General features: G+C 38.0%; 29 protein-coding genes, 1 riboswitch and 2 other annotated features. Of the genes, 15 read left to right on the plus strand and 14 right to left on the minus strand.

The features are described from left to right. Positions 1 to 115 precede the first annotated feature (115 nt). Genes MN204_RS12410 through MN204_RS12420 form a run of 3 tightly spaced genes read right to left on the minus strand, consistent with a single transcriptional unit; the run spans position 116 to position 2,034 of the window. On the minus strand, positions 116 to 688 hold the full coding sequence (locus tag MN204_RS12410; protein WP_249871405.1) for a DNA-3-methyladenine glycosylase I: 573 nt from the start codon (positions 686 to 688) through the stop codon (positions 116 to 118). Position 689: 1 nt separating this feature from the next. Further along, positions 690 to 1,532 carry a sulfurtransferase gene (locus tag MN204_RS12415; RefSeq protein WP_249871406.1) on the minus strand — a complete coding sequence of 281 codons (843 nt, stop codon included), beginning with the start codon at positions 1,530 to 1,532 and terminating at the stop codon, positions 690 to 692. Position 1,533: 1 nt separating this feature from the next. Next, positions 1,534 to 2,034 (minus strand): GNAT family N-acetyltransferase, encoded by a 501-nt coding sequence (locus MN204_RS12420; protein WP_249871407.1) that lies wholly within the window; start codon positions 2,032 to 2,034, stop codon positions 1,534 to 1,536. 209 nt (positions 2,035 to 2,243) lie between these two features. Here MN204_RS12420 and pepT point away from each other — a divergent pair, with 209 nt between their 5' ends. Next, a complete protein-coding gene (gene pepT / locus MN204_RS12425; protein ID WP_249871408.1) occupies positions 2,244 to 3,473 on the plus strand; it encodes a peptidase T in 1,230 nt (409 codons plus the stop codon). A gap of 26 nt (positions 3,474 to 3,499) precedes the next feature. Here the strand turns inward: pepT and MN204_RS12430 are convergent, their stop codons facing one another. Continuing rightward, complete coding sequence (locus MN204_RS12430) at positions 3,500 to 4,699, minus strand: MFS transporter (RefSeq protein WP_249871409.1); 1,200 nt, start codon at positions 4,697 to 4,699, stop codon at positions 3,500 to 3,502. Between the two features lie 231 nt (positions 4,700 to 4,930). Between MN204_RS12430 and MN204_RS12435 the strand changes: the two genes are divergently transcribed. Together MN204_RS12435 and MN204_RS12440 are read left to right on the plus strand one after the other, a co-directional pair. After that, positions 4,931 to 5,992 carry a D-alanyl-D-alanine carboxypeptidase family protein gene (locus tag MN204_RS12435; RefSeq protein WP_249871410.1) on the plus strand — a complete coding sequence of 354 codons (1,062 nt, stop codon included), beginning with the start codon at positions 4,931 to 4,933 and terminating at the stop codon, positions 5,990 to 5,992. A gap of 218 nt (positions 5,993 to 6,210) precedes the next feature. Further along, the gene (locus tag MN204_RS12440) at positions 6,211 to 6,732 is read left to right on the plus strand and encodes a hypothetical protein (protein WP_249871411.1); all 522 of its coding nucleotides are present in this window, start codon (positions 6,211 to 6,213) and stop codon (positions 6,730 to 6,732) included. Between the two features lie 74 nt (positions 6,733 to 6,806). Here MN204_RS12440 and MN204_RS12445 read toward each other — a convergent pair whose 3' ends face one another. From MN204_RS12445 to MN204_RS12455, 3 genes are all read right to left on the minus strand, one after another. Continuing rightward, positions 6,807 to 7,325, minus strand: a complete 519-nt coding sequence (locus MN204_RS12445) for an HD domain-containing protein (RefSeq protein WP_249871412.1) — start codon at positions 7,323 to 7,325, stop codon at positions 6,807 to 6,809. Between the two features lie 184 nt (positions 7,326 to 7,509). Beyond that, entirely contained in the window at positions 7,510 to 7,962 is a 453-nt protein-coding gene (locus tag MN204_RS12450) for a DUF2269 domain-containing protein (protein ID WP_249871413.1), read from the minus strand. Between the two features lie 477 nt (positions 7,963 to 8,439). Beyond that, entirely contained in the window at positions 8,440 to 9,144 is a 705-nt protein-coding gene (locus MN204_RS12455; RefSeq protein ID WP_249871414.1) for a metallophosphoesterase, read from the minus strand. 195 nt (positions 9,145 to 9,339) lie between these two features. Between MN204_RS12455 and MN204_RS12460 the strand changes: the two genes are divergently transcribed. After that, positions 9,340 to 9,888 carry a nitroreductase family protein gene (locus MN204_RS12460; RefSeq protein WP_249871415.1) on the plus strand — a complete coding sequence of 183 codons (549 nt, stop codon included), beginning with the start codon at positions 9,340 to 9,342 and terminating at the stop codon, positions 9,886 to 9,888. A 38-nt stretch (positions 9,889 to 9,926) separates the two neighbouring features. Here MN204_RS12460 and MN204_RS12465 read toward each other — a convergent pair whose 3' ends face one another. Beyond that, positions 9,927 to 10,124, minus strand: a complete 198-nt coding sequence (locus MN204_RS12465) for an SHOCT domain-containing protein (RefSeq protein ID WP_249871416.1) — start codon at positions 10,122 to 10,124, stop codon at positions 9,927 to 9,929. 188 nt (positions 10,125 to 10,312) lie between these two features. Then, positions 10,313 to 10,568: a binding site (T-box leader), on the plus strand. 40 nt (positions 10,569 to 10,608) lie between these two features. After that, positions 10,609 to 10,893, plus strand: a binding site (T-box leader). Positions 10,894 to 10,960: 67 nt separating this feature from the next. Between MN204_RS12465 and trpE the strand changes: the two genes are divergently transcribed. The 9 genes from trpE to lipA all read left to right on the plus strand — a co-directional run bounded on the left by trpE (position 10,961) and on the right by lipA (position 19,487). Continuing rightward, positions 10,961 to 12,367, plus strand: coding sequence for an anthranilate synthase component I (gene trpE, locus MN204_RS12470; protein WP_249871417.1), 1,407 nt, complete (start codon positions 10,961 to 10,963; stop codon positions 12,365 to 12,367). Next, positions 12,351 to 12,953: an anthranilate synthase component II gene (locus MN204_RS12475; RefSeq protein WP_249871418.1), complete on the plus strand. Its 603-nt coding sequence runs from the start codon at positions 12,351 to 12,353 to the stop codon at positions 12,951 to 12,953. Before trpE ends, MN204_RS12475 begins: the two co-directional genes overlap by 17 nt. Beyond that, positions 12,937 to 13,962, plus strand: coding sequence for an anthranilate phosphoribosyltransferase (gene trpD, locus MN204_RS12480; RefSeq protein ID WP_249871419.1), 1,026 nt, complete (start codon positions 12,937 to 12,939; stop codon positions 13,960 to 13,962). The genes MN204_RS12475 and trpD overlap by 17 nt, the downstream gene beginning before the upstream one ends. Next, complete coding sequence (gene trpC / locus MN204_RS12485) at positions 13,963 to 14,748, plus strand: indole-3-glycerol phosphate synthase TrpC (RefSeq protein WP_249871420.1); 786 nt, start codon at positions 13,963 to 13,965, stop codon at positions 14,746 to 14,748. Beyond that, the gene (locus MN204_RS12490) at positions 14,749 to 15,360 is read left to right on the plus strand and encodes a phosphoribosylanthranilate isomerase (protein WP_249871421.1); all 612 of its coding nucleotides are present in this window, start codon (positions 14,749 to 14,751) and stop codon (positions 15,358 to 15,360) included. Between the two features lie 6 nt (positions 15,361 to 15,366). Continuing rightward, positions 15,367 to 16,566 (plus strand): tryptophan synthase subunit beta, encoded by a 1,200-nt coding sequence (gene trpB, locus MN204_RS12495; RefSeq protein WP_249871422.1) that lies wholly within the window; start codon positions 15,367 to 15,369, stop codon positions 16,564 to 16,566. Beyond that, a complete protein-coding gene (trpA, locus tag MN204_RS12500) occupies positions 16,566 to 17,357 on the plus strand; it encodes a tryptophan synthase subunit alpha (protein ID WP_249871423.1) in 792 nt (263 codons plus the stop codon). Before trpB ends, trpA begins: the two co-directional genes overlap by 1 nt. A gap of 126 nt (positions 17,358 to 17,483) precedes the next feature. Continuing rightward, a riboswitch (TPP riboswitch) is annotated at positions 17,484 to 17,588 on the plus strand. A gap of 118 nt (positions 17,589 to 17,706) precedes the next feature. Next, positions 17,707 to 18,522, plus strand: a complete 816-nt coding sequence (locus MN204_RS12505) for a lipoate--protein ligase family protein (protein ID WP_249871424.1) — start codon at positions 17,707 to 17,709, stop codon at positions 18,520 to 18,522. 20 nt (positions 18,523 to 18,542) lie between these two features. Beyond that, positions 18,543 to 19,487 (plus strand): lipoyl synthase, encoded by a 945-nt coding sequence (lipA, locus tag MN204_RS12510; RefSeq protein WP_249871425.1) that lies wholly within the window; start codon positions 18,543 to 18,545, stop codon positions 19,485 to 19,487. 349 nt (positions 19,488 to 19,836) lie between these two features. Here the strand turns inward: lipA and MN204_RS12515 are convergent, their stop codons facing one another. Further along, positions 19,837 to 20,049, minus strand: a complete 213-nt coding sequence (locus MN204_RS12515; protein ID WP_249871426.1) for a YczO family protein — start codon at positions 20,047 to 20,049, stop codon at positions 19,837 to 19,839. A 128-nt stretch (positions 20,050 to 20,177) separates the two neighbouring features. Between MN204_RS12515 and MN204_RS12520 the strand changes: the two genes are divergently transcribed. Further along, positions 20,178 to 20,513 carry a thioredoxin family protein gene (locus tag MN204_RS12520; protein ID WP_249871427.1) on the plus strand — a complete coding sequence of 112 codons (336 nt, stop codon included), beginning with the start codon at positions 20,178 to 20,180 and terminating at the stop codon, positions 20,511 to 20,513. Positions 20,514 to 20,566: 53 nt separating this feature from the next. On the opposite strand, the gene MN204_RS12525 is transcribed toward MN204_RS12520, so the two are convergent. The 4 genes from MN204_RS12525 to MN204_RS12540 are packed head-to-tail and all read right to left on the minus strand — an operon-like array spanning position 20,567 to position 23,695. Further along, positions 20,567 to 21,778 (minus strand): hypothetical protein, encoded by a 1,212-nt coding sequence (locus MN204_RS12525; protein ID WP_249871428.1) that lies wholly within the window; start codon positions 21,776 to 21,778, stop codon positions 20,567 to 20,569. A gap of 15 nt (positions 21,779 to 21,793) precedes the next feature. Next, positions 21,794 to 22,624 carry a hypothetical protein gene (locus MN204_RS12530; protein ID WP_249871429.1) on the minus strand — a complete coding sequence of 277 codons (831 nt, stop codon included), beginning with the start codon at positions 22,622 to 22,624 and terminating at the stop codon, positions 21,794 to 21,796. Then, positions 22,621 to 23,310, minus strand: a complete 690-nt coding sequence (locus MN204_RS12535; RefSeq protein WP_249871430.1) for an ABC transporter ATP-binding protein — start codon at positions 23,308 to 23,310, stop codon at positions 22,621 to 22,623. The genes MN204_RS12530 and MN204_RS12535 overlap by 4 nt, the downstream gene beginning before the upstream one ends. A 10-nt stretch (positions 23,311 to 23,320) precedes the next feature. Beyond that, positions 23,321 to 23,695 (minus strand): GntR family transcriptional regulator, encoded by a 375-nt coding sequence (locus MN204_RS12540; protein ID WP_249871431.1) that lies wholly within the window; start codon positions 23,693 to 23,695, stop codon positions 23,321 to 23,323. An 807-nt stretch (positions 23,696 to 24,502) separates the two neighbouring features. Here MN204_RS12540 and MN204_RS12545 point away from each other — a divergent pair. Beyond that, positions 24,503 to 25,264: an exodeoxyribonuclease III gene (locus MN204_RS12545; RefSeq protein ID WP_249871432.1), complete on the plus strand. Its 762-nt coding sequence runs from the start codon at positions 24,503 to 24,505 to the stop codon at positions 25,262 to 25,264. Positions 25,265 to 25,315: 51 nt separating this feature from the next. Here MN204_RS12545 and MN204_RS12550 read toward each other — a convergent pair whose 3' ends face one another. Next, the gene (locus MN204_RS12550) at positions 25,316 to 26,266 is read right to left on the minus strand and encodes an MBL fold metallo-hydrolase (protein WP_249871433.1); all 951 of its coding nucleotides are present in this window, start codon (positions 26,264 to 26,266) and stop codon (positions 25,316 to 25,318) included. Positions 26,267 to 26,380 lie beyond the last annotated feature (114 nt).

Here is a 26,380-nt window from a genome sequence, read left to right on the forward strand (position 1 = left end):
AGGAACCGAAGCTGAACATGGCTTTTCTGTTAATCAATGAGCTGCATTAATTATACTTCCCTGATTTTTTAATGAAAGGATATCCTGGTTAAGGATACCCTCAAACTATGAAGAGTCATGAATCTATCTTTTCATGATACAAAAAGCATTCCTTCGTATGATCATTCACCATACCGGTTGCCTGCATAAATGCATAGCAAATTGTAGGGCCAACAAATTTAAAACCGCGTTTTTTCAAATCCTTGCTCATTTGCTCGGATTGAATTGTTGTTGACGGTATATGTGCATCTGTCTTCCAATTATTATTAATTGGCGAGCCACCAACAAATTGCCAAATATAGTTGTCAAAGCTGCCGAACTCATCCTGAATGGTTAAGAAAGCTCTTGCATTTGTAATAACTGATTTTATCTTGCTTTTGTTTCTAATAATACCCTCATTAAGCTGCAGTTCCGCAATTTTTTCATCCTTGTATTCACTAATTATTTTTGGATTAAAATGATCAAATGCCACTCTATAATTCTCTCTTCGTTTCAATATGGTAAGCCAGCTTAACCCAGCTTGTGCACCTTCCAGTGAAAGCATTTCAAAGAATTTTTCATCATCATGGATAGGTCTGCCCCATTCATCATCATGATATTTTATATATATTTCATCTGATGTAACCCACTTGCATCGTTCTTTCTCCATCTTAGTTCTCCTCTAGCTCTACTTCATTTTCAACATAGGAAATCCAGTCACTGAAACTGCCCGGATATAGTTTCACATTCGAAAACCCGGCTTTTTTTAATGCAAGGATATTTGGGCATGCAGACACGCCCGAACCACACGAAACGATAATCTCATCATCTTTGGATAAGCTGGAAAAATGCTTTTTTAGTTCATCATCTTTTTTCCATGAACCATCTTCGGCAAGCACATCTTTCCAAAAGTAATTTTTTGCACCTGGAATATGACCGGCCTTACTGTACAAAGGCTCCCATTCCCCTAAGTATCGTTCTCTTGCTCGTGAATCTATTACTGTGGCGGTATTTGTCTTTATTTTTTCCTTAACCTCCTGCATGTTGACGATTCTGTTGCTGCCAATTTCAGCATCATATTCTTTCGCCACCAAGGAAGGAAGTTCGTCAGTCACTTGGTTCCCTTCCTCAATCCAACCATCATATCCTCCCTCAAGAATGTACACCCTCTCATGGCTGATTGTCTCCAGCATCCACCATAACCTTGCAGCAAACATATCATTGCTCTGATCATAAATAACGACTGTTGTATTATTATCAATTCCTATATTTCCAATTTTCGCCGTAAATAATTCCCAATCCGGAAGTGGATGACTCCCACCATGCTTTTGAGTCTTTCCAGATAAATCTTTATTAAGGTCCATATAAACTGCCCCTGGCAAATGGTCTTGCAAATACATTTTCCTGCCTGCATCAGGATCATCCAGTTGAAACCTTACGTCAACAATTACGGTATTGTTCTGATTGTTTTCCAAGCGACGTTTCAGACGGCTGACGCTAATTAGATTCGTCATTCTATCCCTCCAGTAATTTGCTCATATAATATTCATCTACAAATCTATCATTCATGTACAAGGAATCCCTTTTCTTTCCTTCTACTTCAAAACCAGCCTTCTCATATAATTTTACACCTGCCAGATTTTCCTCTATTACAGTCAATTCTAATCGATGAATCTTCTGTTTAGAAGCCCAATCCTCCATCTTCCTAAACATTTCCGTTCCAATGCCTAATCCCCGGTAGTTCTTTTCTATGCCAATTACGATGTAGGCACTATGCTTATTCTTTCTTGCATTTCCTCCGATAGCAAAAAGATAACCGACTAATCTCCCTTCTTTTACTGTTACGAAAACTGTTGAATTTTCTTCTTGGTTAAGTTTATTAATTATTTTTGACTGGTTTTCAGGTGTTATATTTCTCTCTCCTGCTTCGTACAGCATATAAGGGCTTTCCGACTCTACCTTCTGGATAAGCGATGCAAGTTCTTCTCCATCATCCATTACTGCTTCTCTAATCATATTTCCACTCCTAATTGATGCTTTATTATAACTTTCGACAAAAAGAATCAATATCCTCTTTCCAATTATTTCGATTTCCGTTATTTGGTGTGGTAAAATACTACTAAAACAAGCCTCTTTCGTTGCAGTTGATAACTCGCATTTTACAGATTTTGCAACAAAAACATTTTACTAAAAAACACCTTAAATTAAAAAGGAGCGAAATAACCATGAGAGAAGAACTGATAGAACGCTTTACTACATATGTGAAAATAGATACACAATCAAATGAAGATTCTCCGTCAACACCTTCAACTCCCGGTCAGCTGGATCTTATTAATGTACTAACAAAAGAACTGAAAGAAATCGGTATGGAGGATGTGGAGTCTGATGAAAATGGCTATCTAATGGCCACCCTTCCATCAAATACGGATAAAGAAGTTCCGACAATTGGATTTCTGGCACACGTAGATACCGCAACAGACTTCACTGGGAAAAATGTAAAACCGCAAATCATTGAAAATTTTGATGGTAACGATCTAACACTGAATAAAGACTTACATGTCGTTTTGTCTGCCAAAGAGTTTCCGGAGCTTCCAAGCTATAAAGGTCACACACTGATAACGACCGACGGAACCACATTGCTCGGTGCAGACAATAAAGCTGGGGTCGCAGAAATTATGACTGCCATAAATTATCTGATCCAACAACCTGAGATAAAACATGGCAGAATTCGGGTGGCGTTTACACCAGATGAGGAAATTGGCCGTGGACCACATAAATTCGACGTCGAACGCTTTGGTGCGGATTTTGCTTATACCATCGATGGCGGACCACTCGGTGAGTTACAATATGAAAGTTTCAACGCTGCTGCGGCAAAGGTTACATTCAAAGGAAACAGCGTTCACCCAGGAACAGCTAAAAATAAAATGGTCAATTCAGGGAAATTGGCTGCCGAATTTGTAAATAAATTTCCTCAAAAGGAATCACCTGAACATACAGAAGGCTATGAAGGTTTTTACCATCTTATTTCAATCGATGGTGATGTGGAAAAGACAAAGGTTTATTACATTTTACGTGATCATGATCGATATAAATTTGAAGGACGTAAAAGTACTTTAAAATCATTTGTTCAAGAAATAAAAGAAGTACATGGTGATACATCCGTGGAACTGGATATGGCTGATCAATATTACAATATGCGTGAGAAAATCGAACCCGTTAAAGAAATTGTGGATATTGCCAGCCAAGCTATGAAGAACTTGAATATTGATCCAATCGTTGAACCTATCCGTGGTGGAACAGACGGCTCACAATTATCCTATATGGGTTTACCAACACCAAATATATTTACAGGTGGGGAGAATTTCCATGGTAAATTTGAATACATTTCTGTTGATAATATGGAAAAAGCATCTAACGTAATTGTGGAAATCTGCAAGTTGGTTGAAGCAAAATAATAACGATTAAAAGTCCAGATCCATATTTACTCGGATCTGGATTCACTCTTTATATGGATAAAAAATGAAGCTATCAATCCAATTGCCATTAAGAAGGCAAGGAACAAAAGCGTAGTAAAATAACTTCCCAGTTGCATAAATGTTGTTGCTACTATCGGTCCTAAAGTGGCACCTATAAACAGGATGAATGTATAAAAGGATGCAGCAACTGCGCGGTCCTCTCCCCCGAGATTTCCCACGAGTATCATAATGGATGGAAACGTGATCGAAATGCCAGCAACATAGAATATAGTCAACCCAGCTATCAAAATCAGATTCGTTACGGCTCCTACCGTAGTCAAACCAAGTACACTAATCAACAAACCCATTCGAAATACTGGGATTAGACCAAATCGTTTGATAAAATAACCTGTAAAAGGCGAAATAAGCATGCCTATAAATCCTAATGCACGAATAATAAGAATCTCCTTATCTGATAAATTAAATGGCGAACTACTTAAATACACTCCAAGAACTGTGTACATACCAATAAACGTAAGAAGTAGCATGACCGTAATAAGATAGGACAATAATAATAGTTTCGTTGTAAAAATCTCTTTCACTTTTTGTAAATATTTGTTAACCACTAGCTTCCTTTTGACATGGATGCCTTCCGGAAGAAAGAAGTATACGAAAAAGGAACATCCTAAGTATATACATCCAAAAACGATAAAAACCATTTGCCAATCAAACGTTTGATTAACAATCCCAGCCAGCACTTGGCCAAAAATCCCTGCAGTTACAAACCCAAAACTGATAAATCCAATGACAGTAGGTATCTTAAACTCAGGAAATACATCATATACATAAGCCAAGGCTGAAGGAGCAAATGTGGCTGCCATAAACCCCTGTAATCCACGCAGTAATAGAAACCATTGAAACGAGTCCACCAAACCAATCGCCATCGTTACAAGTGTCAGGGTACACAGCCCGAATAATATAATCTGTTTTCGGCCAAACCTGTCTGAAAGTGGCCCAAATAGTAAAAAACCAATTGCATAAAATACTGAAAATATACTTGTTGGCCATGCTGCAGCTGTCGGTGACACTTGATAAATATTGGAAAATTCACTTGTTAGCGGAGTTGTAACGTAGACGCTTGATACAATGAATAGAGCACAGCTAAAAAGTAAGATGGTGACTATAAGGTCATTTTGTTTCGGTTGTTGTTTTTCTGTTGCAGTCATACAATACCCCCTGCCTCCATATATGGATATGATGAATAGGGACTATTCATACCGAAAGCAGCTTCTTCAATATTAAAATTTTCTAACGCTTCCGAATGAATTGCATTTAAGAACACTACTATTATTGTGCAGGTAAATGTGAGAAAATGAATTAATATCTGTACTTCTGCCATTGTTTCTAGAATCATAAAATAACGATAATATGGCAGATTCACAAGGAGAGATAAAACGATGTTCAACAAGAAAAAATCATCTATTCTATTTTTGATAGTAACTATATTAGGTTTATTGTCCGCATGCTCTGCATTTGATCAAACAAAGCAACCAGAAGAACAAGCACCATCCGATTTTGATGAAACTCCTACAAAAGAAGAGAAACTTAAAGAACCTAACCATAAACAAGAAGAACAAACCGTCACGCTTCCTGCAGATTCCCTCCAGAAGAAGGATACAGGAGAACAAGTCCTCCAGCTTCAAATCGCTTTGAATTATATTGGGTATGAGTTGTCAGAGAACGGTGAATATGATGCAGCCACTACTTGGGCTATAACGGATTTTCAATTACAGCACGATTCCCTGCTTTCATCCGGTATCTATGATGAACAAACGAAAAGCGCATTAAATGATGCAATAAACAATACTATAAAAATAGTTGTTGGATCGGGTTTGCCGCAAACAGTAGAACCAGCGTTTACAAATGCAGGTACAGAGGTTATTGCAAATCCTTATGAACAGCTAGCACTTATCAATAAAGAACATGCTCTTCCAGCAGATTATGTTCCGGAAGATCTTGTCATACCTGATGTTCCTTTTCCTTTCGAGGAAGATCTGCCTAAGAAACAAATGCGAAAAGTTGCCGCAAATTCTTTGGAAAGTTTATTTGCGGCAGCTCAGGAAGAAGGACTTGAGCTGTTTGCCCAATCTGGTTATCGCTCCTACGATAGACAGGATGTTATCTTTGCTTCCAACGCTCTCGAGCATGGTGAAGAAGAAGCAAACACTTTCAGCTCACGTCCTGGTGAAAGCGAGCACCAAACCGGCCTAGCAATGGACGTGACGAGCCCAGAAGTTAATTTTAAACTAGTCTTTGAATTTGGTGATACAAAAGAAGGACAATGGATTCAGGAAAATGCAGCCGAATACGGATTTATCATCCGGTTCCCTGAAGGAAAAGAAGAGATAACTAGGTACACGTATGAACCTTGGCATTTGCGGTATGTAGGTAAAAAAGCTGCAAAGGAAATTATGTCTCAGAATATTACATTGGAAGAATATCTTGGGGCAACAGAATAGCATCATAACTAATCCTGTTCACTTTGAGCAGGATTTTTTATTGGATAAGAAAGCATACATACTTTTCTTACTAATAAGTGCAACTATGGCTGTGCTCGAAAGGCTTGGTGACAACCAACTTTTCAATGATTATTTTTTTGAAATGCGGGTATTCGTTTGTATGTAGCTTAAAGAATTTAGCATATTGTATATTTTTACTGGAAAGCTGGTGTTTGGAAGTGTTTGGGTTACTGGACTTTTTAAGATTGGCAATGTCCGTATTCATTATACTGCCCATTGTATCTCTTATTAGGGAGATGGGTTATTTAATTGCTGGAAAAATATTTGGGGTCAAGGAGGCGACCATAACGATCGGTTCGGGCCCTTATTTCTTTAAATTCTGGATTTTTGAAGTAAGGAGATTTTATTTCATGTACAGCTGGTGTCACTACGATTCACTTGAAAGAGATACAAAAATTGCCCATATCTTCATTTATTCTTCACCCATTCTCGCCAATTTATTTGTTGCATTAGTCATTAATGGGCTATTGGCAAATGATTTACTTGCACATGAGACATTTTGGAATCAATTCGTTTTCTATGCCTTTTATTTTCTGCTTTTCGATGCAATTCCAATGTACTATCCTGATGGACAGCCAAGTAACGGGAGGGTGGTTTATGATTTGATACGTTATGGGAAACGCAGTGACTTTACACGAAACGACCCACAAATCGATACAAAACCGGAAGAGGAGGAATAGGCAAAACTCGCCTGACTGGAGAAATGAGCAGAGCTTGATTACAGAGAAGTTGCTATACATTTCCCGGGGATTGGCTATGCTAAAGACAATGCTAAGTCAATTTGTACATCAAGTGCACGAATCCGTTCAAGCGCAATATGCTCTTCAATCTTTTTATAATGATGGTTTCCGCCATTTTCTTCGTCGGCTTCATCTGCCATCGTAACTACTTGCTGCAATGGTTTTAATTTCAGTTCACCTTTAGGCAAATAAGAGTCCGTATGGAGTAAAATCGCCACAGCTATTTCCTTTGCAGCCTGACGTTCTTCTCCAATTCGAATAAGCAGCTTATGCGCTCTGCTTGCTCCCTTAATTGCATGAATATCATTTTCCTTATAGAGTTGATAATCCCACTCGCCATCGCGATACCATGTATAATGCCCAATATCATGCAATAACGCAGCTTTGGTCGCATGGTCGGGGTTTACATCGAATCGTTTTGAAAATATATAGGCGTATTCTGCTACAGCAATCGCATGTGCTATACCAGACCTTTTCAAATATTTTTGTGTAATGGGATGTGTAAAAACCTGCTCTAATGTAACTTGTCTCATGTTAGATTTCTCCTTTCTATAAATTGATCTTTCGTGTTGCGCGAATCGCCCTTAACGGGTTGTCATCCCGTTAAGGTAAAATTTAAATGACTATATCATAGATCTTATTTAAATACAATAATTACCTATTATCAAATCACTCAAACATAAGACGAAAAAGCTATCTAGTTGATCTCAAAAGATTTCAAAATGGCTTTAGAATCATCAGTGCAATGACAACTAAAAAAATCCCATTTTCAATACGTTCAAAAAAGAAAAGCTTGCTCGCAAGTTTATCATAGTTTTCCGGAATGTCTTCCCCTTGATGCTCAGCTAAAAGCTTTTTGACTGGTCTGGACCTTGGCGCCAGTACAAATGGACCGAATGCCAAAGCTATAAGGAATAAAACGAGGCTCAGCCAGTACCACCCTTGTGTGAAAAGGTATGTATGAAGAAATCCCATCCAAATACCTGTCACGAGCAATAGTGTCCCTCCGACCATTGTGAAAATATGAAGCCGATTACGAATGATGTAGGCATGTCTGAGCTCTGTCATATTATTGGCTTTTTTCACCGTTACAATCATAACAAAACCCGGCCCCATTCCTAATATTGCAGAAAAGATATGAACAAATAAAAGCAACTCATAAAACGACAAAAATAATCCCTCCTAAGATAGTTCTATCTATCATCATATACGTTTTTCACGGTTTCGTTTGTGATAATTATCACTTAGTTAATCTATTTTTCTATTAGGATGCATGATTTAGGAAATGCCTAAATGCACTTATCCAAAAAAGTGAAAACAGCAGTACTGATAATGGAAAATAACGGAGTAGATAATGAATTCGCTTTATTATGGCAGTACTTCGGAGTTTACAGATATTGCGTAAAAACAGTCTTAGCTGCACTTATGCAGATAAGAAAGTTTTATACTCTCCTACACTCTCCTATCTGCTAAAAAAAGAGGATGGACAAAAGTGTTTTTAGTAATAGAAAAATCCGAACTTGATTCAGAATTCTATCGTTAGAATTCCAAGTCGTTCGGATTTTTCTTGTCTTATCTTGAAATCGTTTGTGTTTAGTAAGTGTGGATTTTAGGTACGTCCAACCCTTCCTTTTCTAATTTACTATTTTAAAGACCGTCAATTAAATGCTTCGTAATCTCTCCAGTCTTTGGACAACGATAATAACAACCCTGTTCTACATCCACTAATGCGAGTGCAGCTACATTTTCCTCGAAAGTTCCATTCCCTAAATCACATTGTATGAACTGTCCTGTGACATGGATAGTATGATACGGATTGTGTCCACGATAGATATACTTTCCACCAGTCCAAGTTTGTAGGAGCTCTTCATCCATCTCCATGAGTTCTTTATGATTAATCCAAACGATATCTCGCGACTGATTTTCTTTGTCATCTCCAATGCTCACACCAGCATGTGTATAAATTGCAAATTCATCTTCATAAATAAGGGGCAGTTTTTCCAACCACGCTGCATATTCCTCAGCAACATCCCACCCTTTTTCCGATCCAAATACCTTTTTAAAGCTGCTAATCGTGTCATCTCCACCAAACTCCATCCACATTGGGGAAAGCTCATTCATAAACCAAATCATCATTTCCTCATGATTACCGATCAGAATATGAATATGATACGGATACTTGTCATGCTGTTTTTTTGCCCATTGGAGCATTTCTGCACTTTCTGGACCGCGATTGATCATATCTCCACCAATAATCAGCCGATCGTTCACTGGATTGAAATTGATGTGGTCAATTAACCTTTTAAATGATTTATAATCCCCATGGATATCACAGATATAAAACGTTCTCATATTTATACTCCTTTTTGAATCGCTTTTTCAGGAAGTCCTAAATTTATATTATCTTTGAAAAAAACACTTGTAAAGTTATATTAGGAAAGACCATTACTTAAAATAAACGGATTACAATTGCAATATCCGTTTTAATCCTTTACAATTTAATTGAAAATCATTATCAATTAAATTTATATATAGGGGTATATAGTGATGAAAAAATCAGAACTGGCAAGAGTTATACGAGAAAGACGCTCAATAAAAAAAGGGTATAATAATCAGGAAGTTACAGAAGAAAAGGTTCTTGAACTATTGGAAGATGCTATTTGGGCACCAAACCACGGAATGAGGCAACCATGGAGATTTATTTTTGTGGGCGCAGAACAGAAAGCCAGCTTCGCAAAGAAAGTAGCAGCAACCTATCCGTTAGAAAAACAGAAAAACCGTGAAGATTACCTTAACGAACCGAGTGCAATCCTTGTTGTAATCATGGAAGAACCTGATATATCAAAACAATGGGAAGAAAACTATGGTGCCACTTCCTCCTTAATACAGAATTTCTGGCTTCTCGCATGGGAAAAAAGACTAGGGGTTGTTTGGAAAACCAACCCACATATTTATGATCCAAAGGTAAAAGAACTGCTTGAGGTCGGGGAAAAGGAAAAAATCATTGGTTTTCTCCATCTTGGTTACTTCGACGAACAACCAGAAGTTAAAGAAAGAATTTCGGCAAAAGACAAGTTCACCTTATTTAAGGCTTAGCTATAAATGGGCAGCACGTAAAGCGTCCCCTGCCCAAACTATTTTCCGCGCCTATTTTCAGCCTCATTATATTCTTCTTCCGTAATTTCCCCTTTCTCCAGTCTTTCTCGCATAATAGTCAGAGAGTCTCTATTATCTTTCTTTGTTTTCATTGAACGAAATTTACTCAATATAACGATTAGAACAATTAAAATAATGATTGACAAAACCAGTCTAATAATTAATTCTGCTGGCATTTACATCACCTCACAGACTAATATTCCCGCTTCTCCAACATATTAATCTATGTAAGCTAATGCTCACATGTTATTTTTAAATTTTATTATACGCTTCATACCTAATTGGAAGTTGTCGGAATTATTTTTCAAAAAACCCTTGACATTCATTTCCACTTATTTTAATATTGATTTCAATAACTTAATCAAATTAAGCTATGACGAAGATTAGTATTCTATCGGGACCCGCAAGAGAGCTGGTGGTTGGTGCAAACCAGTGTGTTTCCAATAGGTGAATGGACTTCTGAGCTTCCAAACCGAACCATGTTACATTATTTGCAGTAGGCTTTGGCGAACAGGTCTCATCGTTATACGAGACGAATATTGAGCGCGTTTAGCTTGATATTGCTAAAGTGAGCTGTTTTTCAGCTAATAAAGGTGGTACCACGGTCCCTCGTCCTTTTCGGATGAGGGGCCTTTTTGTATTTTCCATGAACAAAGAATAAAAAAATCGTTGAGTAAGAATAGTAAGCAATTTCGAAGTGTTACAGAGAGCTGGTGTTGGTGGAATTCCAGTACACGGGTAATTGCTGAATGGACTTACGAGAGGTTTCCTGAGGAAAGCCTTTGAATGGCTTAAGTAGGGAAACACGGTTCTCCCCCGTTATAAGGATAGGATATCGGATCTCTAACAAGTAAACAGGAAAATACAGACGATCCCGTATCTGAACAAGATGAAAAGTAGATTCTTTTCAAGTGAGGTGGCACCGCGGTCACATACGTCCTCTATAAGCACATGCTATATGTGTTTATAGAGGACTTTTTTTATTTCTTGAAATTTGGAAGGAGGATGCAACATGTCGGTGACAAAGAATGCTAAGTATTTAAAAGTGGATGCTGTTCATTTAACCCCCATACAGGTTCTTAAAAATTTAGCAGGGAGGAAACGATTTCTGCTGGAAAGCACTTTTCAACATGAGCAGAAAGGAAAGTACTCCTTTTTAGGTATGAATCCTTATAAAGAAATAGTAGGTCATAACGACAGAACAACTATCGTCAATCAGGAAACGGAAACCACTGAAATCATAACTGAAAATGCACTTACCTATTTGAAAAAAAATTTACCAGTGATTGAAACTGATATAAAGTTACCTTTCTTTGGTGGGGCAGTTGGATATATCGGCTACGACTCCATCAGGCAATTTGAGGATATTGGTAATCCTTTGCCAGACGATCTGGAAATGCCAGATATTCACTTCATGATTTATAAGGATGTCATTGTTTTCGACCATACAAATAACGAAATCTATATGATTGCCATAAATGTTGATGATGAACCTGAAGCCTCTCTGGATGAGAGAATAGAGAAATTGAAAGTATCCTTATTAAAAACGGACGATTCAATTGAAAAAGATTTTGAAAGTATTCATTTTGAACCGCAACTATCAGAGGAAAGCTTCAAAGAAAAGGTAAAAGTAGCCAAGGAACATATTAAACAAGGTGATGTTTTTCAAGTTGTTCTTTCCCAGAGGATGACCGCTAAAATCAGTGAACATCCCAGCTTCCCTTTTTCCTTTTATCAAAAGCTGAGAAAGGCAAATCCGTCACCATATATGTTCTATATAGACTTTGAAGATCACTTGGTTCTTGGAGCATCACCAGAAAGCTTGGTTCAAACGACCGGAAGAGAAATCGTTACAAACCCGATTGCAGGTACACGACCAAGGGGAAGCACTGAAATAGAAGATGTGGCACTCATGAATGAACTGCTATCAGATGAAAAGGAAATTGCTGAACATCGGATGCTCGTTGACCTTAGCAGAAATGATTTAGGGCGTGTATGCGAGACCGGCAGTATCAGCATTCCAACCTATATGAAAGTTGAAAAGTACCAGCATGTTATGCATATCGTCTCCGAAGTTAAAGGAAAACTAAAGCAACATTCATCAGGCATCGATGCATTAATTGCATGTCTACCGGCCGGCACCGTATCTGGAGCACCTAAAATTAGGGCGATGCAGATTATTAATAAGCTAGAAGAAAAAAAACGCGGCGCGTATGGTGGCGGTATTGGATATATCAATTTCAATCATGATTTGAATATCGCGCTTACGATACGGTCACTCGTTATAAAAAATTATATTGCCTACTTGCAGGCCGGTGCAGGAATTGTTTTTGATTCCGTCCCGGAAAATGAATATAGAGAGACATTGAATAAAGCCAAATCTTTAATGGAGGTGCAGAAACTTGATCCTATTAATTGATAACTATGACTCATTCACCTATAACCTTTACCAATATTTCACGGAACACAATGTCGAGGTAATGGTAGTTAGGAATGACAAAATCACAATAGCCGACATTCAGCAGTTAAGCCCTGAAGCAATCATCATCTCACCAGGTCCAGGATTGCCAGATAAAGCAGGTATTTGTATCGAAACGGTACAAAATTTTTATAAAACAATACCGATATTGGGAATATGTCTCGGTCACCAGGTAATCGGTGAGGCACTTGGTGGCAAAGTCAGACCTGCAAAACAAATAAAGCACGGGAAAACTTCCCTTGTAGCACATAATGACTCCGGAACTTTCAACTATTTGCAAAACCCTGCAGAAGTCATGCGCTATCATTCTTATGTTATCGATCATAAAACACTACCCAATGAGTTGGAAGTAGTTGCGAGCTCCATCGATGATGATGAAATCATGGCAGTAAAACATCGGGAATATCCATTATACGGACTTCAGTTCCATCCGGAATCAATTGGTACGGTTGCCGGAAAGCAAATAATCCAGAACTTTTTATTAGAAATTAGAAAGGGGATTTCTGCAGATGAAACAGTATCTTAAGAAAGTAATTAATGGTGAGAATTTAACAGTAGAGGAAATGAAGGAAGTAGCCAATTACTGTTTTACAAATGACGTGACCGAATCTGAAATTGCTGCACTTCTTACTGCTCTTCAGGCAAAGGGAGAAACCGCAGATGAGGTTGCAGGTCTTGTCGATGTCATACGAGGGAAATCTTCTTTCCATACGGGTCCGATATCGGATGCAATTGATAACTGCGGTACAGGTGGCGACCAATCCTACAGCTTTAATATTAGCACTACTTCTGCATTTGTCATGGCTGGAGCTGGCCTAACCGTTGCCAAGCATGGGAATCGGAGCATTTCCAGTAAAACAGGAAGTGCAGATGTACTAGAGCATTTAGGTGTCTCTCTTTATTTTACGAAAGAACAAGTAGAAGAAATCCTACTTGAAAATAAGATTGCTTTTCTTTTTGCACCACACGTACATGAAGCATTGAAACCTTTTTCAATTGTACGCAAAAATCTCGGATTACCAACTATATTTAACACAATTGGACCACTGACAAACCCAATTGAACTCGATACACAATTAATGGGCGTTTATCGTAAGGAGATGCTTCCAATGGTAGCTGAAGCATTAAATAAATTAGGTAGACGTCGTGCAGTAGTAGTTACTGGAGCAGGTTCCATGGATGAAGCTTCTCTTGCAGGTGAAAATCATCTAATTATCCTGGACAAAGGAAAACTTACTCCGATCACGTTAAATCCTGAGGAGGTTGGTTTGCCAGTATACTCCAATGAGCAAATCCGAGGTGGAGATGCGAAGAAAAATGCAAAAATTCTCCTTTCTGTTCTGAATGGGGAGCAAGGCGCCTATTTAGATACCGTACTATTAAATGCGGGGCTTGGCATCTTTACGAACGGCAAAGCAGCAACAATCAAAGACGGGATAGAACTTGCACGCGAAAGCATCCAGTCCGGAGCAGCGCTAGCGAGATTACAGCATCTAGTCGATTACAGCAATAACATTCCAAGTGAGGTGTATTAAATGACTTTCCTAGATAAAATTTTAACTGAAAAGGCAAAAGAAATTGTGCAATTAATCCATATTCCTTTATTGGAAGGAAATCAAAAATCCGTTCCTACTTTTAAAAGCAAGGTTGCAGCTTCTTCCAATATGACTATTATCGCTGAAATAAAACGCTCCTCCCCTTCCAAAGGAGCAATCGATATGGAAGTAGACCCTGTCAAACAGGCAAAACAGTATGAAGAATCGGGTGCAGCAGCCATTTCTGTGCTAACTGACAAACCCTTTTTTAACGGTAGTATGGAAGATTTGCAAGCAGTTAGAGAAGCGGTTAACCTTCCCATTCTATGTAAGGACTTTATAATCGATTCCATTCAGATAGATCATGCTAAAGCTGCTGGTGCCAATATTATTCTGCTTATCGTTGCTGCACTATCCGATGAACAATTTAAAAGACTCTATAACTATGCAACCGAACTAGATTTGGAAGTTCTGATTGAAGTCCATAATGAGGAGGAAATGGAGCGGGCGCTGGAAGTGAATCCAGAAATCATCGGAATTAATAATCGCAATTTAAAGACATTTGAAGTTGATATGCAGACAACCGAAAAACTTGCATCCATGATCAAGAATCCAGAAACCATCCTAATTAGTGAGAGTGGAATGAAGACGACTAAAGATGTGCTACAGGCTGCAGATGCAGGTGCAACTGCTGTCCTTATTGGTGAAACATTGATGCGAGCGAAAAATGTGGAAGAAACCTTTCAACAATTTCAAATTCCGTTACCTGTGAAGGGAGTGGGATAAATGTTTGTAAAAATCTGTGGAATAACAACCCAGGAAGCTGCAGATGCCGCAGTAGAAGCTGGTGCGGATTTTATCGGATTCCTTTTTGCAGAAAGCAAGCGTAAAATTTCGCCGGCAGATGCTGCTTCAATCGCTGAAACCATTCCCGTTACTGTTAAGAAAGTTGGCGTATTTGTCAATGAAACCCTTGAAAATATGAAGCGGACAGCAGAGATAGTTGGGCTTGATGTGATTCAATTACACGGTGAAGAACCTTCTGAAGTAGCGGAGCAATTGCCATATGAAATTATAAAAGCATTCCCTGCTACAAAGGAAGCTCTTCAAAAACTGAACAACTATCCATGTCATTATTTCTTATTGGATACCCCAAGCAATAAACGCCGAGGCGGCAATGGGATTACATTTGATTGGAGTTTATTGGATACGCTGCAAGTAGACAGAAGTAAGATGATACTTGCCGGTGGACTGACACCTGAAAATGTCAACGATGGGATTAATAAAGTAGCTCCCGCGGGGGTCGATGTTTCAAGTGGAGTTGAAACGGACGGAAAAAAAGATATAACTAAAATTAATCTGTTTATTGCAAATGCTAAACAAACTAAGGAAGGATGATGTTTCATGACAGCTTATACCATGCCAGATAAAACCGGGAAATATGGAGATTTTGGAGGAAGATTTGTACCGGAATTGCTAATGCCCGCTGTAATTGAGCTGGAAGAAGCATACGAAACAGCAATAAAGGATCCCGATTTCATTAACGAATTAAACTATTATTTAAAGCAATATATCGGTCGGGAAACCCCATTATATTTCGCAGAACAAATGACCAAGCAATTAGGCGGAGCTAAGATTTATCTAAAACGGGAAGATCTCAACCATACTGGTGCACATAAAATTAATAATACAATCGGTCAGGCACTTTTAACTGCTCGAATGGGTAAGAAAAAGGTCGTCGCTGAAACAGGAGCTGGTCAGCACGGTGTGGCCACTGCAACTGTTTGTGCACTATTAGGCCTTGAGTGTATCGTTTTTATGGGAGAAGAGGACATAAAAAGGCAAAAACTGAATGTCTTCCGAATGGAATTATTGGGTGCAGAAGTAAGAAGTGTTTCCCAAGGAAGCGGAACACTAAAAGATGCTGTCAATGAAGCATTACGCTACTGGGTCAATCATGTGGAGGACACACATTATATTATCGGTTCTGTTGTCGGGCCACATCCGTTCCCTAAAATCGTCCGTGACCTGCAATCTGTCATTGGCTCGGAAACGAAAAAACAGATCATTGACCAAAATGGCAAGCTTCCCGAAGCGATTATTGCCTGTGTTGGTGGCGGAAGTAATGCAATGGGAATGTTTTACCCCTTTATTGAAGACAAAGATGTTAAATTATTTGGAGTCGAGGCTGGTGGTGCAGGCATCGAAACAAATCAACATGCTGCCACGTTAACCGGTGGAAATAAAGGTGTATTACACGGTACATTGACTTATCTGCTGCAGGATACGGATGGGCAAATTGAAGAAGCCTTCTCCATCTCTGCAGGTCTTGACTATCCTGGAGTGGGGCCAGAGCATAGTCATTTACATGAAACAAATCGTGTCACATACACATCGATCACCGATAATGAAGCACTAGAAGCATTTCAATATCTATCCAAAACAGAAGGCATTATACCGGCATTGGAAAGCGCACATGCAGTTGCATATGCAATGAAACTGGCAACCGAAATGAAACCTGAGGAGACGATTGTCATTTGTCTGTCAGGTCGTGGAGATAAAGATGTAGAACAAGTTAAAGATCGGATTGGAGGTATACAATAATGGGAAAAGCAAAACTGGAAAAAGCTTTACAGGCAAAAATAAATTCAAAAGAAAATATATTTGTTCCCTATATTATGGCTGGGGATGGCGGGCTTGAGATTTTAGAAGAACAAATAGATTTCTTACAGAAAAGCGGAGCATCAGCAATTGAAATCGGTATTCCCTTTTCCGACCCGGTTGCAGACGGACCAATTATCCAAGAGGCTGGAATACGCGCACTTAAAAATGGCACTACTTTAGCAAATGTTTTAGAGGTCTTAAAAGACTCCAATGAACGTCGCTCCATTCCAATTGTCGTCATGACTTATTTAAACCCTGTCTTCGTCTATGGAATTGAAAGGTTTGCTAAAGACTGTGTCGAAGCAGGTGTGGATGGTGTTATCATTCCTGATTTGCCGATGGAGGAGGAAAGCATCATCGCTCCTTCGCTAAGCAATCATGAAGTTGCATATATCCGACTTGCGGCAATGACAAGTCCACAAGAAAGAATAAGGGAACTGGCAAAAAGATCAGAAGGATTTCTCTATGCGGTAGCTGTTAATGGCACAACTGGAGAACGGACAGCACACGATAAAAAGGTAACATCCTATCTGGAAAACCTAAAAAAACAAAGTAATGTACCGGTTTTGGCGGGATTTGGAGTATCATCGACACAGCAAGCAAAAAATCTCGGTGCCCATTGTGACGGTGTCATTGTCGGAAGTAAAATCGTTCAACTTTTACATGAAGACCGTTTAAAAGAAATTAGAAGTTTAATAGAAGGAAGTATTTTATCTGAAATTACAAATTAGTATAATCAGTTTTTCCTATTATAGGAAAGAAAGATATAATTCTAAAAATTTACGTTAATAATTTCATTTATCTTTACATTCCCAATTATTAGAAGTAAACTTTAGTAGTAAAACAATTTAGAATTTCATAAGCACTGGGGGAGCTTTTTGCTGAGAAAGACTATTTATTGGTCTAACCCTTTGTACCCGATATAGATAATACTATCGTGGGGAATGTGCAGTCGTGTAAATTTATTAATCTTCAGCTTACGAAAAGACTGCAGTCTACTTCATGCAGTCTTTTTTTGGTTTAGAAATGTACAAGTTTTCTAGAGCAAAAGCGATTTAAAACTAAATGGAGGTGATGAAGATGAATAATCAATGGGCTTTCATTGATACCGGTTTTAATGATGCCGCAATCAATATGGCGTTTGATGAATGTTTGATTAATTGGCATCGTGAAGGAATAATCCCGCCAACACTAAGATTCTATGGATGGTCGGCACCAAGTTTATCTGTTGGTTATTTTCAGAAGGTAGAGAATAAAATTGATTTTGACGCGTTGCATCGCCATCAATGCCAATTTGTTCGCCGTCTAACCGGTGGCAGCGCAGTACTGCATGATGATGAGCTAACCTACAGTTTGGTTATTTCAGAAAGTGATCCGGATATCCCTTTATCTGTGCAGGAAGCATATTATGTTCTTTCAAAGGGAGTATTGGAGGGCTATAAAAATTTAGGAATTCCCGCTGAATATGCGATTGTTGACAAGCAATCAGGAAAAGAAAGAACTCCGATTTGCTTCGAAAAACCGGCATTCTATGAAATGGTTGCGGATGGGAAAAAGTTATCAGGTAATGCACAAACAAGAAAAAAAGGAGTATTACTGCAGCATGGATCCCTCCCAATAAGTATCGATACGGAGATGTTATTTGATTTATTCCTATTTCCATCAGAAAGAGCAAAGGAAAGGAAACGTAGTGCCTTTTCAAAGAAAGCGATTACGATAGACCAATTGACCAGTAAAAAGCACAATTTTGAAATGTTAAAGGGCGCCTTTAAAAATGGATTCGAGAAAGGTTTAAATATTGATCTCCATCCTTTGGAATTGTCGGAAAGCCAATGGGATGAAGTGAAAAAATTAGCAGAGGCAAAATATGAATTGAACGCATGGAATACCAACTAAAAACAAGGAGCGTGCTACCATTGGCAAAACAGGCAGAATATATTCGCAAACCAGAGTGGCTAAAGACAAAAATAAACACAAACGATTCCTATAAACAACTAAAACACCTGATGCGCGACAAAAGATTAAATACCGTTTGCGAAGAAGCGAAATGTCCAAATATATATGAATGCTGGAGTGAACGGAAAACCGCTACATTTATGATACTGGGTGATACTTGTACACGTGGATGCAGGTTCTGTGCAGTCAAAACTGGTCTTCCGAATGAACTCGATTGGGGAGAACCAAAGAGGGTTGCTGACTCCGTTGAAATTATGGGACTCAAACATGTTGTCGTAACTGCAGTCGCCCGTGATGATTTAGCTGATGGCGGAGCAGCAGTTTTTGCCAATACTGTTCGTGCCATCCGTGCACAACGCCCCGGATGTACTATTGAGATTCTCCCGTCAGATATGAAAGGAGATTATGATAGTTTACATACCTTAATGGACAGTAAACCAGACATTTTCAATCATAATATTGAAACGGTTCGACGATTGACAAAGCGTGTTCGAGCGATTGCAAAATATGATAGGTCTCTTGAGCTGCTTAAACGTGTAAAAGAAGTTGCACCACATACGCCAACAAAATCCAGTATAATGGTAGGACTAGGCGAAACGAAAGAAGAAATTATCGAAGCGATGGACGACTTGCTGGCTCATGACGTCGATATTTTAACCATCGGACAATACCTTCAGCCAACAAAAAAACATTTGAATGTGGAACGTTACTATCACCCGGATGAATTTGAAGAGTTGAAAGAAATTGCTTCGGAAAAAGGGTTTTCACATTGTGAATCAGGTCCGCTCGTTCGTTCATCCTATCATGCCGATGAACAAGTGAGCCAATCAGCAGCTCAAAGAAGGATTGACTATATGAAAGGTGTCGAAACTCAGGAAGATACGGAAGTTGATTTCAAATTTTAATATAGACTAGACGATCAAAAGACCCCATGCACCATTTGCTGGGGTCTTTCTCGGTAAAAGTAATTAGCTTGCCAACGAAACTTGCAAATGCCTATGTTTCCCTTATGGAGATTGGTAATTTTAAAAAGAAGAAGCCGATTATTATCAGCTTCTTAATTTCATGGGTTGTTGGCTAAATCTTAGACTCCAATTGTCTAGACTTATATTATTTATATGAAATAGCAAGAATGATTGTATCGTCATTTTAACCACTGTAAACGTACAATTTTTATTTTCATATAGACTCAATATTGATATTTATCACGCATAATCAGACATTTTTACCTCAACCTAGTGAATTTTCTCTTTATCATTTATCCTCTCTTTTGTTAAATTTCCGTTCACTTTGCGAATCATCTTTTGTCTTCTTCTTTTTCTTCTCATCTTCCATTTCAATTTTCAGGTCTTCCATTGGGATATCGTCTGCGAATTTTTGATTGTCAAATTTATCTAATTCTGTTCTTTCTTCTTCATTCCACTTCGTCTTTTCTTTGCCTGGTGATTTCTTATTGTGATTACTCATCTACATTCACCTCAATTATTTCGTTTTATTTTCTTTATCCTTTCTGACACCGTTATAAACATCTTTTCTGACTAAAATCTTGTTTATTGTTATACTAAGATCAGTATACTTCACACTGGAGGGTAACAATGAGGGAATTCGAGGAACTGACTTCGATTGATTCAGCAGAAAATTTTATAAAGGATAATAAACTGTCTTTTCTCTATATATCAAGGCCCAATTGTAGTGTTTGCCACGCATTGCTTCCACAGGTTCAGGAATTAATGGAAAAATATCCGGAGATAAAACTAGCTCACATAAACGCACAATCAGTTGAAGAGGTAGCTGGGAGATTTTCCATTTTTACTGTCCCTGTACTTTTACTCTTTGTAGAAGGGAAAGAATTTGTACGCGAAGCACGTATTGTACATTTGGATCTTTTTGAGGGAAAGCTTGATAAAATATACAAAAACATGGTTGGATAACGTATCCCACCATGTTTTTCACCTAGTTAGCTCTGATTATAGTTCTCACGCTTTTAACGGAATTCAATATCATAAATATACAAATCACTCATTCGCTGCTGATCGGAGTTATCCATTTCAATGGTCCCTTCAAATAACGTTTCTCCCGTATTAATATCCGCAATGAATATGCTGCCGCTCGCTGCAAATTTATAATAAGTATTGATTATATAAAGCTTTTCATCTTTAATTTTATAAAAAGAATCATATAATGGATCATTATTTGAGAAATTAAAGGTTTGATTTCTTTCTACTTCTTTGGTTGCTACGTTATAAATTACTATTTTCAGTTCTCCTTCATCTTCCTGTAAAAAATAGATAAATGCATCGTTAATAAATATTGGATAGGCATTCATTAAATAATCATTCGACAAATTTATTGGTTCAAGCTCATTTGTTCCAATATCGTATAGGAAAAGTTCTGCATCGGTTAGCTCATAATACGATTCCCTTTCATCGGACACTTCCTTATGAATTTCTCTTTTCAATAAGTAATTAGTTGTATCCGTTTCGTCCAAGTTTCCAGGAATATGGATCCCGGCAATTGTTTTCGGAGATGCATCTTCTGTATTTAAAATAACGTCATCGTTAACAAGTTTTTCAGCAGAAATATCGATACTGTACACATGCACCTCTGTTCTTTCCTTTCCGGCTTGACTATCATAGTATGAATTATTCGTAAGGATCTTCATCTCTTCATCAACATAAACAGCATAGATGTACATGGACTGATAATTATCATCAACGATAGAAATATCAAAAGAAGTTTCCTTTTTCGTTTCCTTATTCAAAATGCTAATATCAATGGAATGCGGCTGATAGTTACTGACTGACATGGAATCCATTCCGAGTTTAGCATAGGCCACAATGGATTCATTTTCAAAAAATGTACCCATTCCGTTATTTTTCCCTCTCATAAAATTGCGATAATTCTTCTGTAGCCGTTTCACTTCAGAACTTGTATAATTTCCGCTCAATTGCCTTAGGAAAGAGTCCCCACTAGCATACTCTGTACCGGATTCAGTGATTTCCAGATAATCAATCAGTCCTCCAGAACCGTAATGACCAAGTAGAGCTATCCGATCTAGCTCTGCTTCATTCCCACTTATTGTTTTTATATCAAATTCAGGCAGTTCACTTTTTGCAATACCCGTCTGAATATAAAACGTTCCTATTACGAGAACGGTAATTAGTACAATAGAAATTAATTTCCAATAACGTTTCATCTATAATCCTCCCACTCATATCCTAATTTTTTTGTTTAAAAGAAAATTACCTACCCAAACCGATAATCCCATGACAATGAGGCCTGTTACAAAGTGCAGAGCAAGCAATTCCAACGGATAGAAAAATTCGTATAGTATAGTAGATTGTAAAATCATTGGCATAAAGAATAGCACTACGGCAAATGCGCCATATATTAATCCAAATAAAATTCCCTTCCATCGGTAGCTTCTTTCAAATAATATTGCTGTAAAAACAATGAAGACAACCATTAATCCAGTTCCATAATTAATAATAAATTCTGTAATTGTCAGCGGAATTAAGATTGTCATATAATTAGTCATTAAAATCTCATAGATGGACATATCCGTTCTGAAATCAAGCGGCACCATCCATTTCAGCAGATTGATTTCTATTGGAAGCAATACGAGCTGCAGAGCGATTAAACCTAATACCATTAAAAAGATTACAGTTGCCTTTGACAGGTAAATATTAATACGGGCTGTAGGAAGCATTAATAATCGATATACAAAAGTGTTCTTTCCAAGCCAGTCACGATACCAGATAAAGAACACATAAATGAGTAATGATACGATAGAAAGTGCAATCGGCCCGTCAAACCAGATAGATTGTGTAATTTGATAAAAGGACATTGTCCCATACTGGTTGATAAATTCACTTCTGGACAGCATTTCCACATTAATGATCTCGCTGGCCATACGGAGATAACTATTCGCTTGTAATATTACACCGGCAATTTGGGAAAGTATGATTACTCCCGCCAATACCAAGTAGATTTTTATAAAACGGTTCAGTTCAAAATTAACGAGTTTAAAATACCTGCTCATCCTTGGTACACCTCTCTCATCACATCAACTACAGATTTCCCTTCATTTTCACGAATCTCTTCTGTGTTGAATTCTTTGGTCACAACCCCATTATCCAGCAGTACGACCTTATCTATTAAATGCTCAATATCATTAATCTCATGTGTTGTAATAATTACGCCCCGGTCTTCAACGAGATGGCTGGAAAACACATTTGCAATTTGTTCACGACTAAAAATATCAATCCCGGAAAAAGGCTCATCCATTAATAAATAGTCAACATCCATCGCGAGTCCGAGCAAGAGATTTACTTTAGCTGTATTTCCCTTAGATAATTCAGAAATACGGTCGTTTTCCTTCAGCCTAAAAAATTGAAGGATCTCATCTGCCCGTTTTTGATTCCAACAATCATAGAAATCAGCCATAAATTGCATCGCTTCTGATATCCTCATTTGAGGAAGCATGATGGTTGCATCTGGAATAAAGGTAATTTTTTCGTAGCTTTCCTTATGAATTTTCTCCCCATCAATTAATATTTCACCACTATTAATTGGTGTAAGTGCCATAATTGCATTCAGTATTGTTGTCTTTCCAACTCCATTGATTCCAATTAGACATGTGATTTGTCCTTTATCAGCAGTAAATGAAATCCCGTTCAATACTGTTTTGCTCCCAAATTTTTTTGTCAACTCTTTGACCTCAATCATAGATATTCCCCTACCTTTTCTCATCATCTTTATATTTTTCTTTAATTAATCCGACTAGCTCATCAACTGGAACATTAATTGGACGTATGGATGTAATAAACTGATCAACCGCTGTAACGATCAGTTCATTGCGCACTGTACCTATCATCTTTTCGTCCCTTGTAATCCTGCTTGGGTTGTTCCCCTCCGTAAATATCAATCCTTCTTCCTCCATTTCCTTGTAAGCACGTTGTGCAGTATTGGGATTAATCTTAAATTGATTTGCTAATTCGCGTCGTGATGGAATTTCCTGTCCGGGTTCAAATTTACCAGTAGCAATCTGTTCTTTGAAATGCCTGACTACCTGGACATATACAGGTTCTCGTTTGTTTAAACTCAGATTCATAGCCCGCGCTCCTATATTTTTCTTGTGATGTATATCCTCGGCGTATTAATACCTTCATACACAAATCGCGTAAGAGGTGTACTAACCACTTAATACGTTCTCATGGTGTATTATATTGTTAATACACTACGATGTCAATATATATTTTGAATTCATTATTCGACAATATATTTCCCGGGAAATTAAATTTCTACAAAAAACACTTATTATGAACCAACTTTCGCACTTACCTCGCATTTCATATGAACTCCGAATTAACTTAATTAATTACAATTGGATTTGATATAAGCTGTGACGCGGGATAAGTAGCTTCGGCTATCGCTCTGGGAAATACACTGCGCTTTCCACGGGCGGCTGGTGAGCAAACTTGCGCTAAAGCGCAGCGCCGTCTCACCGATGCCTCTCTTCCCGTAGGAGTCTCCGTGTATTTCCCAGAGCTATTTTTACACTTGCTGAGAAATTACCTGAATTCCAATACAATAAAAATCATCTCAGTTTTACCATTCCAGGCAAGCGGTGGGCAGTGAATACGGGCTGCGGTTGCCTGAGAAACTATTTTCGATTATAAGTGCTTTACATTTAACATTGAAGTTAAGTCGAATTTTCTATCAAATACGATGAAAGCCTAACAGTTAAAACTTAAGCTCTGTATCTCCAATCATTCTAATTCTACCAAGTCACATCTATCCATTTCACTATTGCTAAGCTACGTTATGATTAATAGATCCGTATTTTCGAAAAGACTCTCTCCTTTTCCTATGTTAAAATAAACAAACAGAACGAAATAGAGGGGAAATTAAATTATCTATGAAACTTGTATCTTGGAATGTAAATGGAATCCGTGCATGTGTAAAAAAAGGATTTCTAGATTATTTTCATGAAGTGGATGCTGATATTTTCTGTATTCAAGAATCAAAATTACAGGAAGGTCAAATCGAATTGGAGCTTGAGGGATATTATCAGTATTGGAACTATGCAGTAAGAAAGGGTTACTCCGGCACAGCTGTTTTCAGCAAGAAAAAACCTATACGCGTGAAATACGGATTAGGTCAGGAAGACTTTCAAGAAGAAGGAAGGATCATTACGCTCGAATATGAGGAGTTTTATTTGGTAAATGTTTATACACCAAACTCCAAAAGAGATCTTACACGGCTGGATTATCGGCTCGAATGGGAAGATGAGCTATTTAATTATTTAAAAGAATTGGATGCAGTAAAGCCTGTTATCTACTGTGGTGATTTAAATGTTGCACATCAAGAAATCGATTTGAAAAATCACAAAACGAATCATGGAAACTCTGGTTTCACTACGGAAGAACGAGGAAAAATGACACGATTACTGGAATCAGGATTTGTGGATACACTCCGCCATTTTTATCCCGACGAGGAAGATATTTATTCCTGGTGGTCTTATATGAAAACAATCCGGGAGAGGAATATCGGATGGAGAATTGATTATTTCATCGTTTCCGATAAATTAGTATCTTCCCTAAAGGATTCACAGGTACACTCGCTTGTTATGGGAAGTGATCATTGTCCGATTTTACTTGAAATAGAAGATATGGATTAAGTAGCTTAAATAAATAAGTAAAGCACCTATATTCTAAGGTGCTTTACTTATTTACTGCTTTAATTTTTTAAAGTAATCGACTATACCCAATGAACCGACCTGTAAGTCAAGATTAATAAGAATATATACTTCATGGTCATCGTCTATCCCTTTTTCCCTCAGATAAACTCTAATTTTCTCTAGTAGACGCTGTGAAACCGTATCATAGCCTCTTCCTTCAATGATGGCCTGTTCTCCTACCTCCATAAATACGTCAAGCCAGTCAGACACCTGATTCAAGGCTTCTACGGTTTTCTCCGTCATGCCAAAATGACCGTAATAAATTCTATCGAGATTTTTTTCGCGGAATCGGTTGATCGATGCCTCCATATCATTTGGGTTGAAATGATTTGGAGAAGTAGAAGGCAAAGTTAAATCGACACCATTTGGAACAAGCTGTTCATAACGTACGCCAGCTGTATCACCAGTGAACATTCCATTGCTTACAGGGTCATAAATACTTAAGTGGTGTTTCGCATGTCCAGGAGTGTCCCAAAATTCAAGCATACAATCCTGTCCAATTTCCAACGTATCCCCTTCCCCTTTTATCAGCAATCTATCCGCAGCAACTGGAATGATTGGATCAAATAATTCCGAAAAGCTTTCACCATATACCGCTCTCGCACCGGCAGCCAGTTTAGTAGGATCTATCAGATGTCTTTCACCCCTGGGATGTACAACTATTTTTGCGTTTGGACATTCTCTTATTAACAAACCAGCTCCACCTGCATGGTCCAAGTGAATATGAGTAAGGATAATGTACTTAACCTCGTCCAATGAATGGCCAAGTTCCTTCAAACCAGCCTTAATATACTTAACAGATGGGCTGGGACCAGTTTCCACTAGTGTCAGATTTTCTTCGTTAATCACATATATTCCGGTACGATTGGATACATCTAAATCAAAGCCATCGATTAAATGGATCCGATTATCTAATCGAATGGGATCTTTTTCCCGCTGCATTGTTCAACCTCCCCTTATTTTTAATCGTTTTAATTTATTATAAATTCATCATAGCATAATTCAAACAACTTTTAAAAAATTGGTTTTGCAGGTTTGTAAGTTTATCCTTTACGA

Source organism: Oceanobacillus saliphilus (assembly GCF_023522835.1).
Classification (GTDB): Bacteria; Bacillota; Bacilli; order Bacillales; family Amphibacillaceae; genus Oceanobacillus; species Oceanobacillus saliphilus.

Bases quoted from the DNA above. Each gene is read 5' to 3' on its own strand.
- MN204_RS12410 (WP_249871405.1), bottom strand. From the start codon at position 688: ATGGAGAAAGAACGATGCAAGTGGGTTACATCAGATGAAATATATATA.
- MN204_RS12415 (WP_249871406.1), bottom strand. From the start codon at position 1,532: ATGACGAATCTAATTAGCGTCAGCCGTCTGAAACGTCGCTTGGAAAAC.
- MN204_RS12420 (WP_249871407.1), bottom strand. From the start codon at position 2,034: ATGATTAGAGAAGCAGTAATGGATGATGGAGAAGAACTTGCATCGCTT.
- pepT (WP_249871408.1), top strand. From the start codon at position 2,244: ATGAGAGAAGAACTGATAGAACGCTTTACTACATATGTGAAAATAGAT.
- MN204_RS12430 (WP_249871409.1), bottom strand. From the start codon at position 4,699: ATGACTGCAACAGAAAAACAACAACCGAAACAAAATGACCTTATAGTC.
- MN204_RS12435 (WP_249871410.1), top strand. From the start codon at position 4,931: ATGTTCAACAAGAAAAAATCATCTATTCTATTTTTGATAGTAACTATA.
- MN204_RS12445 (WP_249871412.1), bottom strand. From the start codon at position 7,325: ATGAGACAAGTTACATTAGAGCAGGTTTTTACACATCCCATTACACAA.
- MN204_RS12455 (WP_249871414.1), bottom strand. From the start codon at position 9,144: ATGAGAACGTTTTATATCTGTGATATCCATGGGGATTATAAATCATTT.
- MN204_RS12460 (WP_249871415.1), top strand. From the start codon at position 9,340: ATGAAAAAATCAGAACTGGCAAGAGTTATACGAGAAAGACGCTCAATA.
- MN204_RS12465 (WP_249871416.1), bottom strand. From the start codon at position 10,124: ATGCCAGCAGAATTAATTATTAGACTGGTTTTGTCAATCATTATTTTA.
- trpE (WP_249871417.1), top strand. From the start codon at position 10,961: ATGTCGGTGACAAAGAATGCTAAGTATTTAAAAGTGGATGCTGTTCAT.
- trpD (WP_249871419.1), top strand. From the start codon at position 12,937: ATGAAACAGTATCTTAAGAAAGTAATTAATGGTGAGAATTTAACAGTA.
- trpC (WP_249871420.1), top strand. From the start codon at position 13,963: ATGACTTTCCTAGATAAAATTTTAACTGAAAAGGCAAAAGAAATTGTG.
- MN204_RS12490 (WP_249871421.1), top strand. From the start codon at position 14,749: ATGTTTGTAAAAATCTGTGGAATAACAACCCAGGAAGCTGCAGATGCC.
- trpB (WP_249871422.1), top strand. From the start codon at position 15,367: ATGACAGCTTATACCATGCCAGATAAAACCGGGAAATATGGAGATTTT.
- trpA (WP_249871423.1), top strand. From the start codon at position 16,566: ATGGGAAAAGCAAAACTGGAAAAAGCTTTACAGGCAAAAATAAATTCA.
- MN204_RS12505 (WP_249871424.1), top strand. From the start codon at position 17,707: ATGAATAATCAATGGGCTTTCATTGATACCGGTTTTAATGATGCCGCA.
- MN204_RS12515 (WP_249871426.1), bottom strand. From the start codon at position 20,049: ATGAGTAATCACAATAAGAAATCACCAGGCAAAGAAAAGACGAAGTGG.
- MN204_RS12520 (WP_249871427.1), top strand. From the start codon at position 20,178: ATGAGGGAATTCGAGGAACTGACTTCGATTGATTCAGCAGAAAATTTT.
- MN204_RS12525 (WP_249871428.1), bottom strand. From the start codon at position 21,778: ATGAAACGTTATTGGAAATTAATTTCTATTGTACTAATTACCGTTCTC.
- MN204_RS12530 (WP_249871429.1), bottom strand. From the start codon at position 22,624: ATGAGCAGGTATTTTAAACTCGTTAATTTTGAACTGAACCGTTTTATA.
- MN204_RS12535 (WP_249871430.1), bottom strand. From the start codon at position 23,310: ATGATTGAGGTCAAAGAGTTGACAAAAAAATTTGGGAGCAAAACAGTA.
- MN204_RS12540 (WP_249871431.1), bottom strand. From the start codon at position 23,695: ATGAATCTGAGTTTAAACAAACGAGAACCTGTATATGTCCAGGTAGTC.
- MN204_RS12545 (WP_249871432.1), top strand. From the start codon at position 24,503: ATGAAACTTGTATCTTGGAATGTAAATGGAATCCGTGCATGTGTAAAA.
- MN204_RS12550 (WP_249871433.1), bottom strand. From the start codon at position 26,266: ATGCAGCGGGAAAAAGATCCCATTCGATTAGATAATCGGATCCATTTA.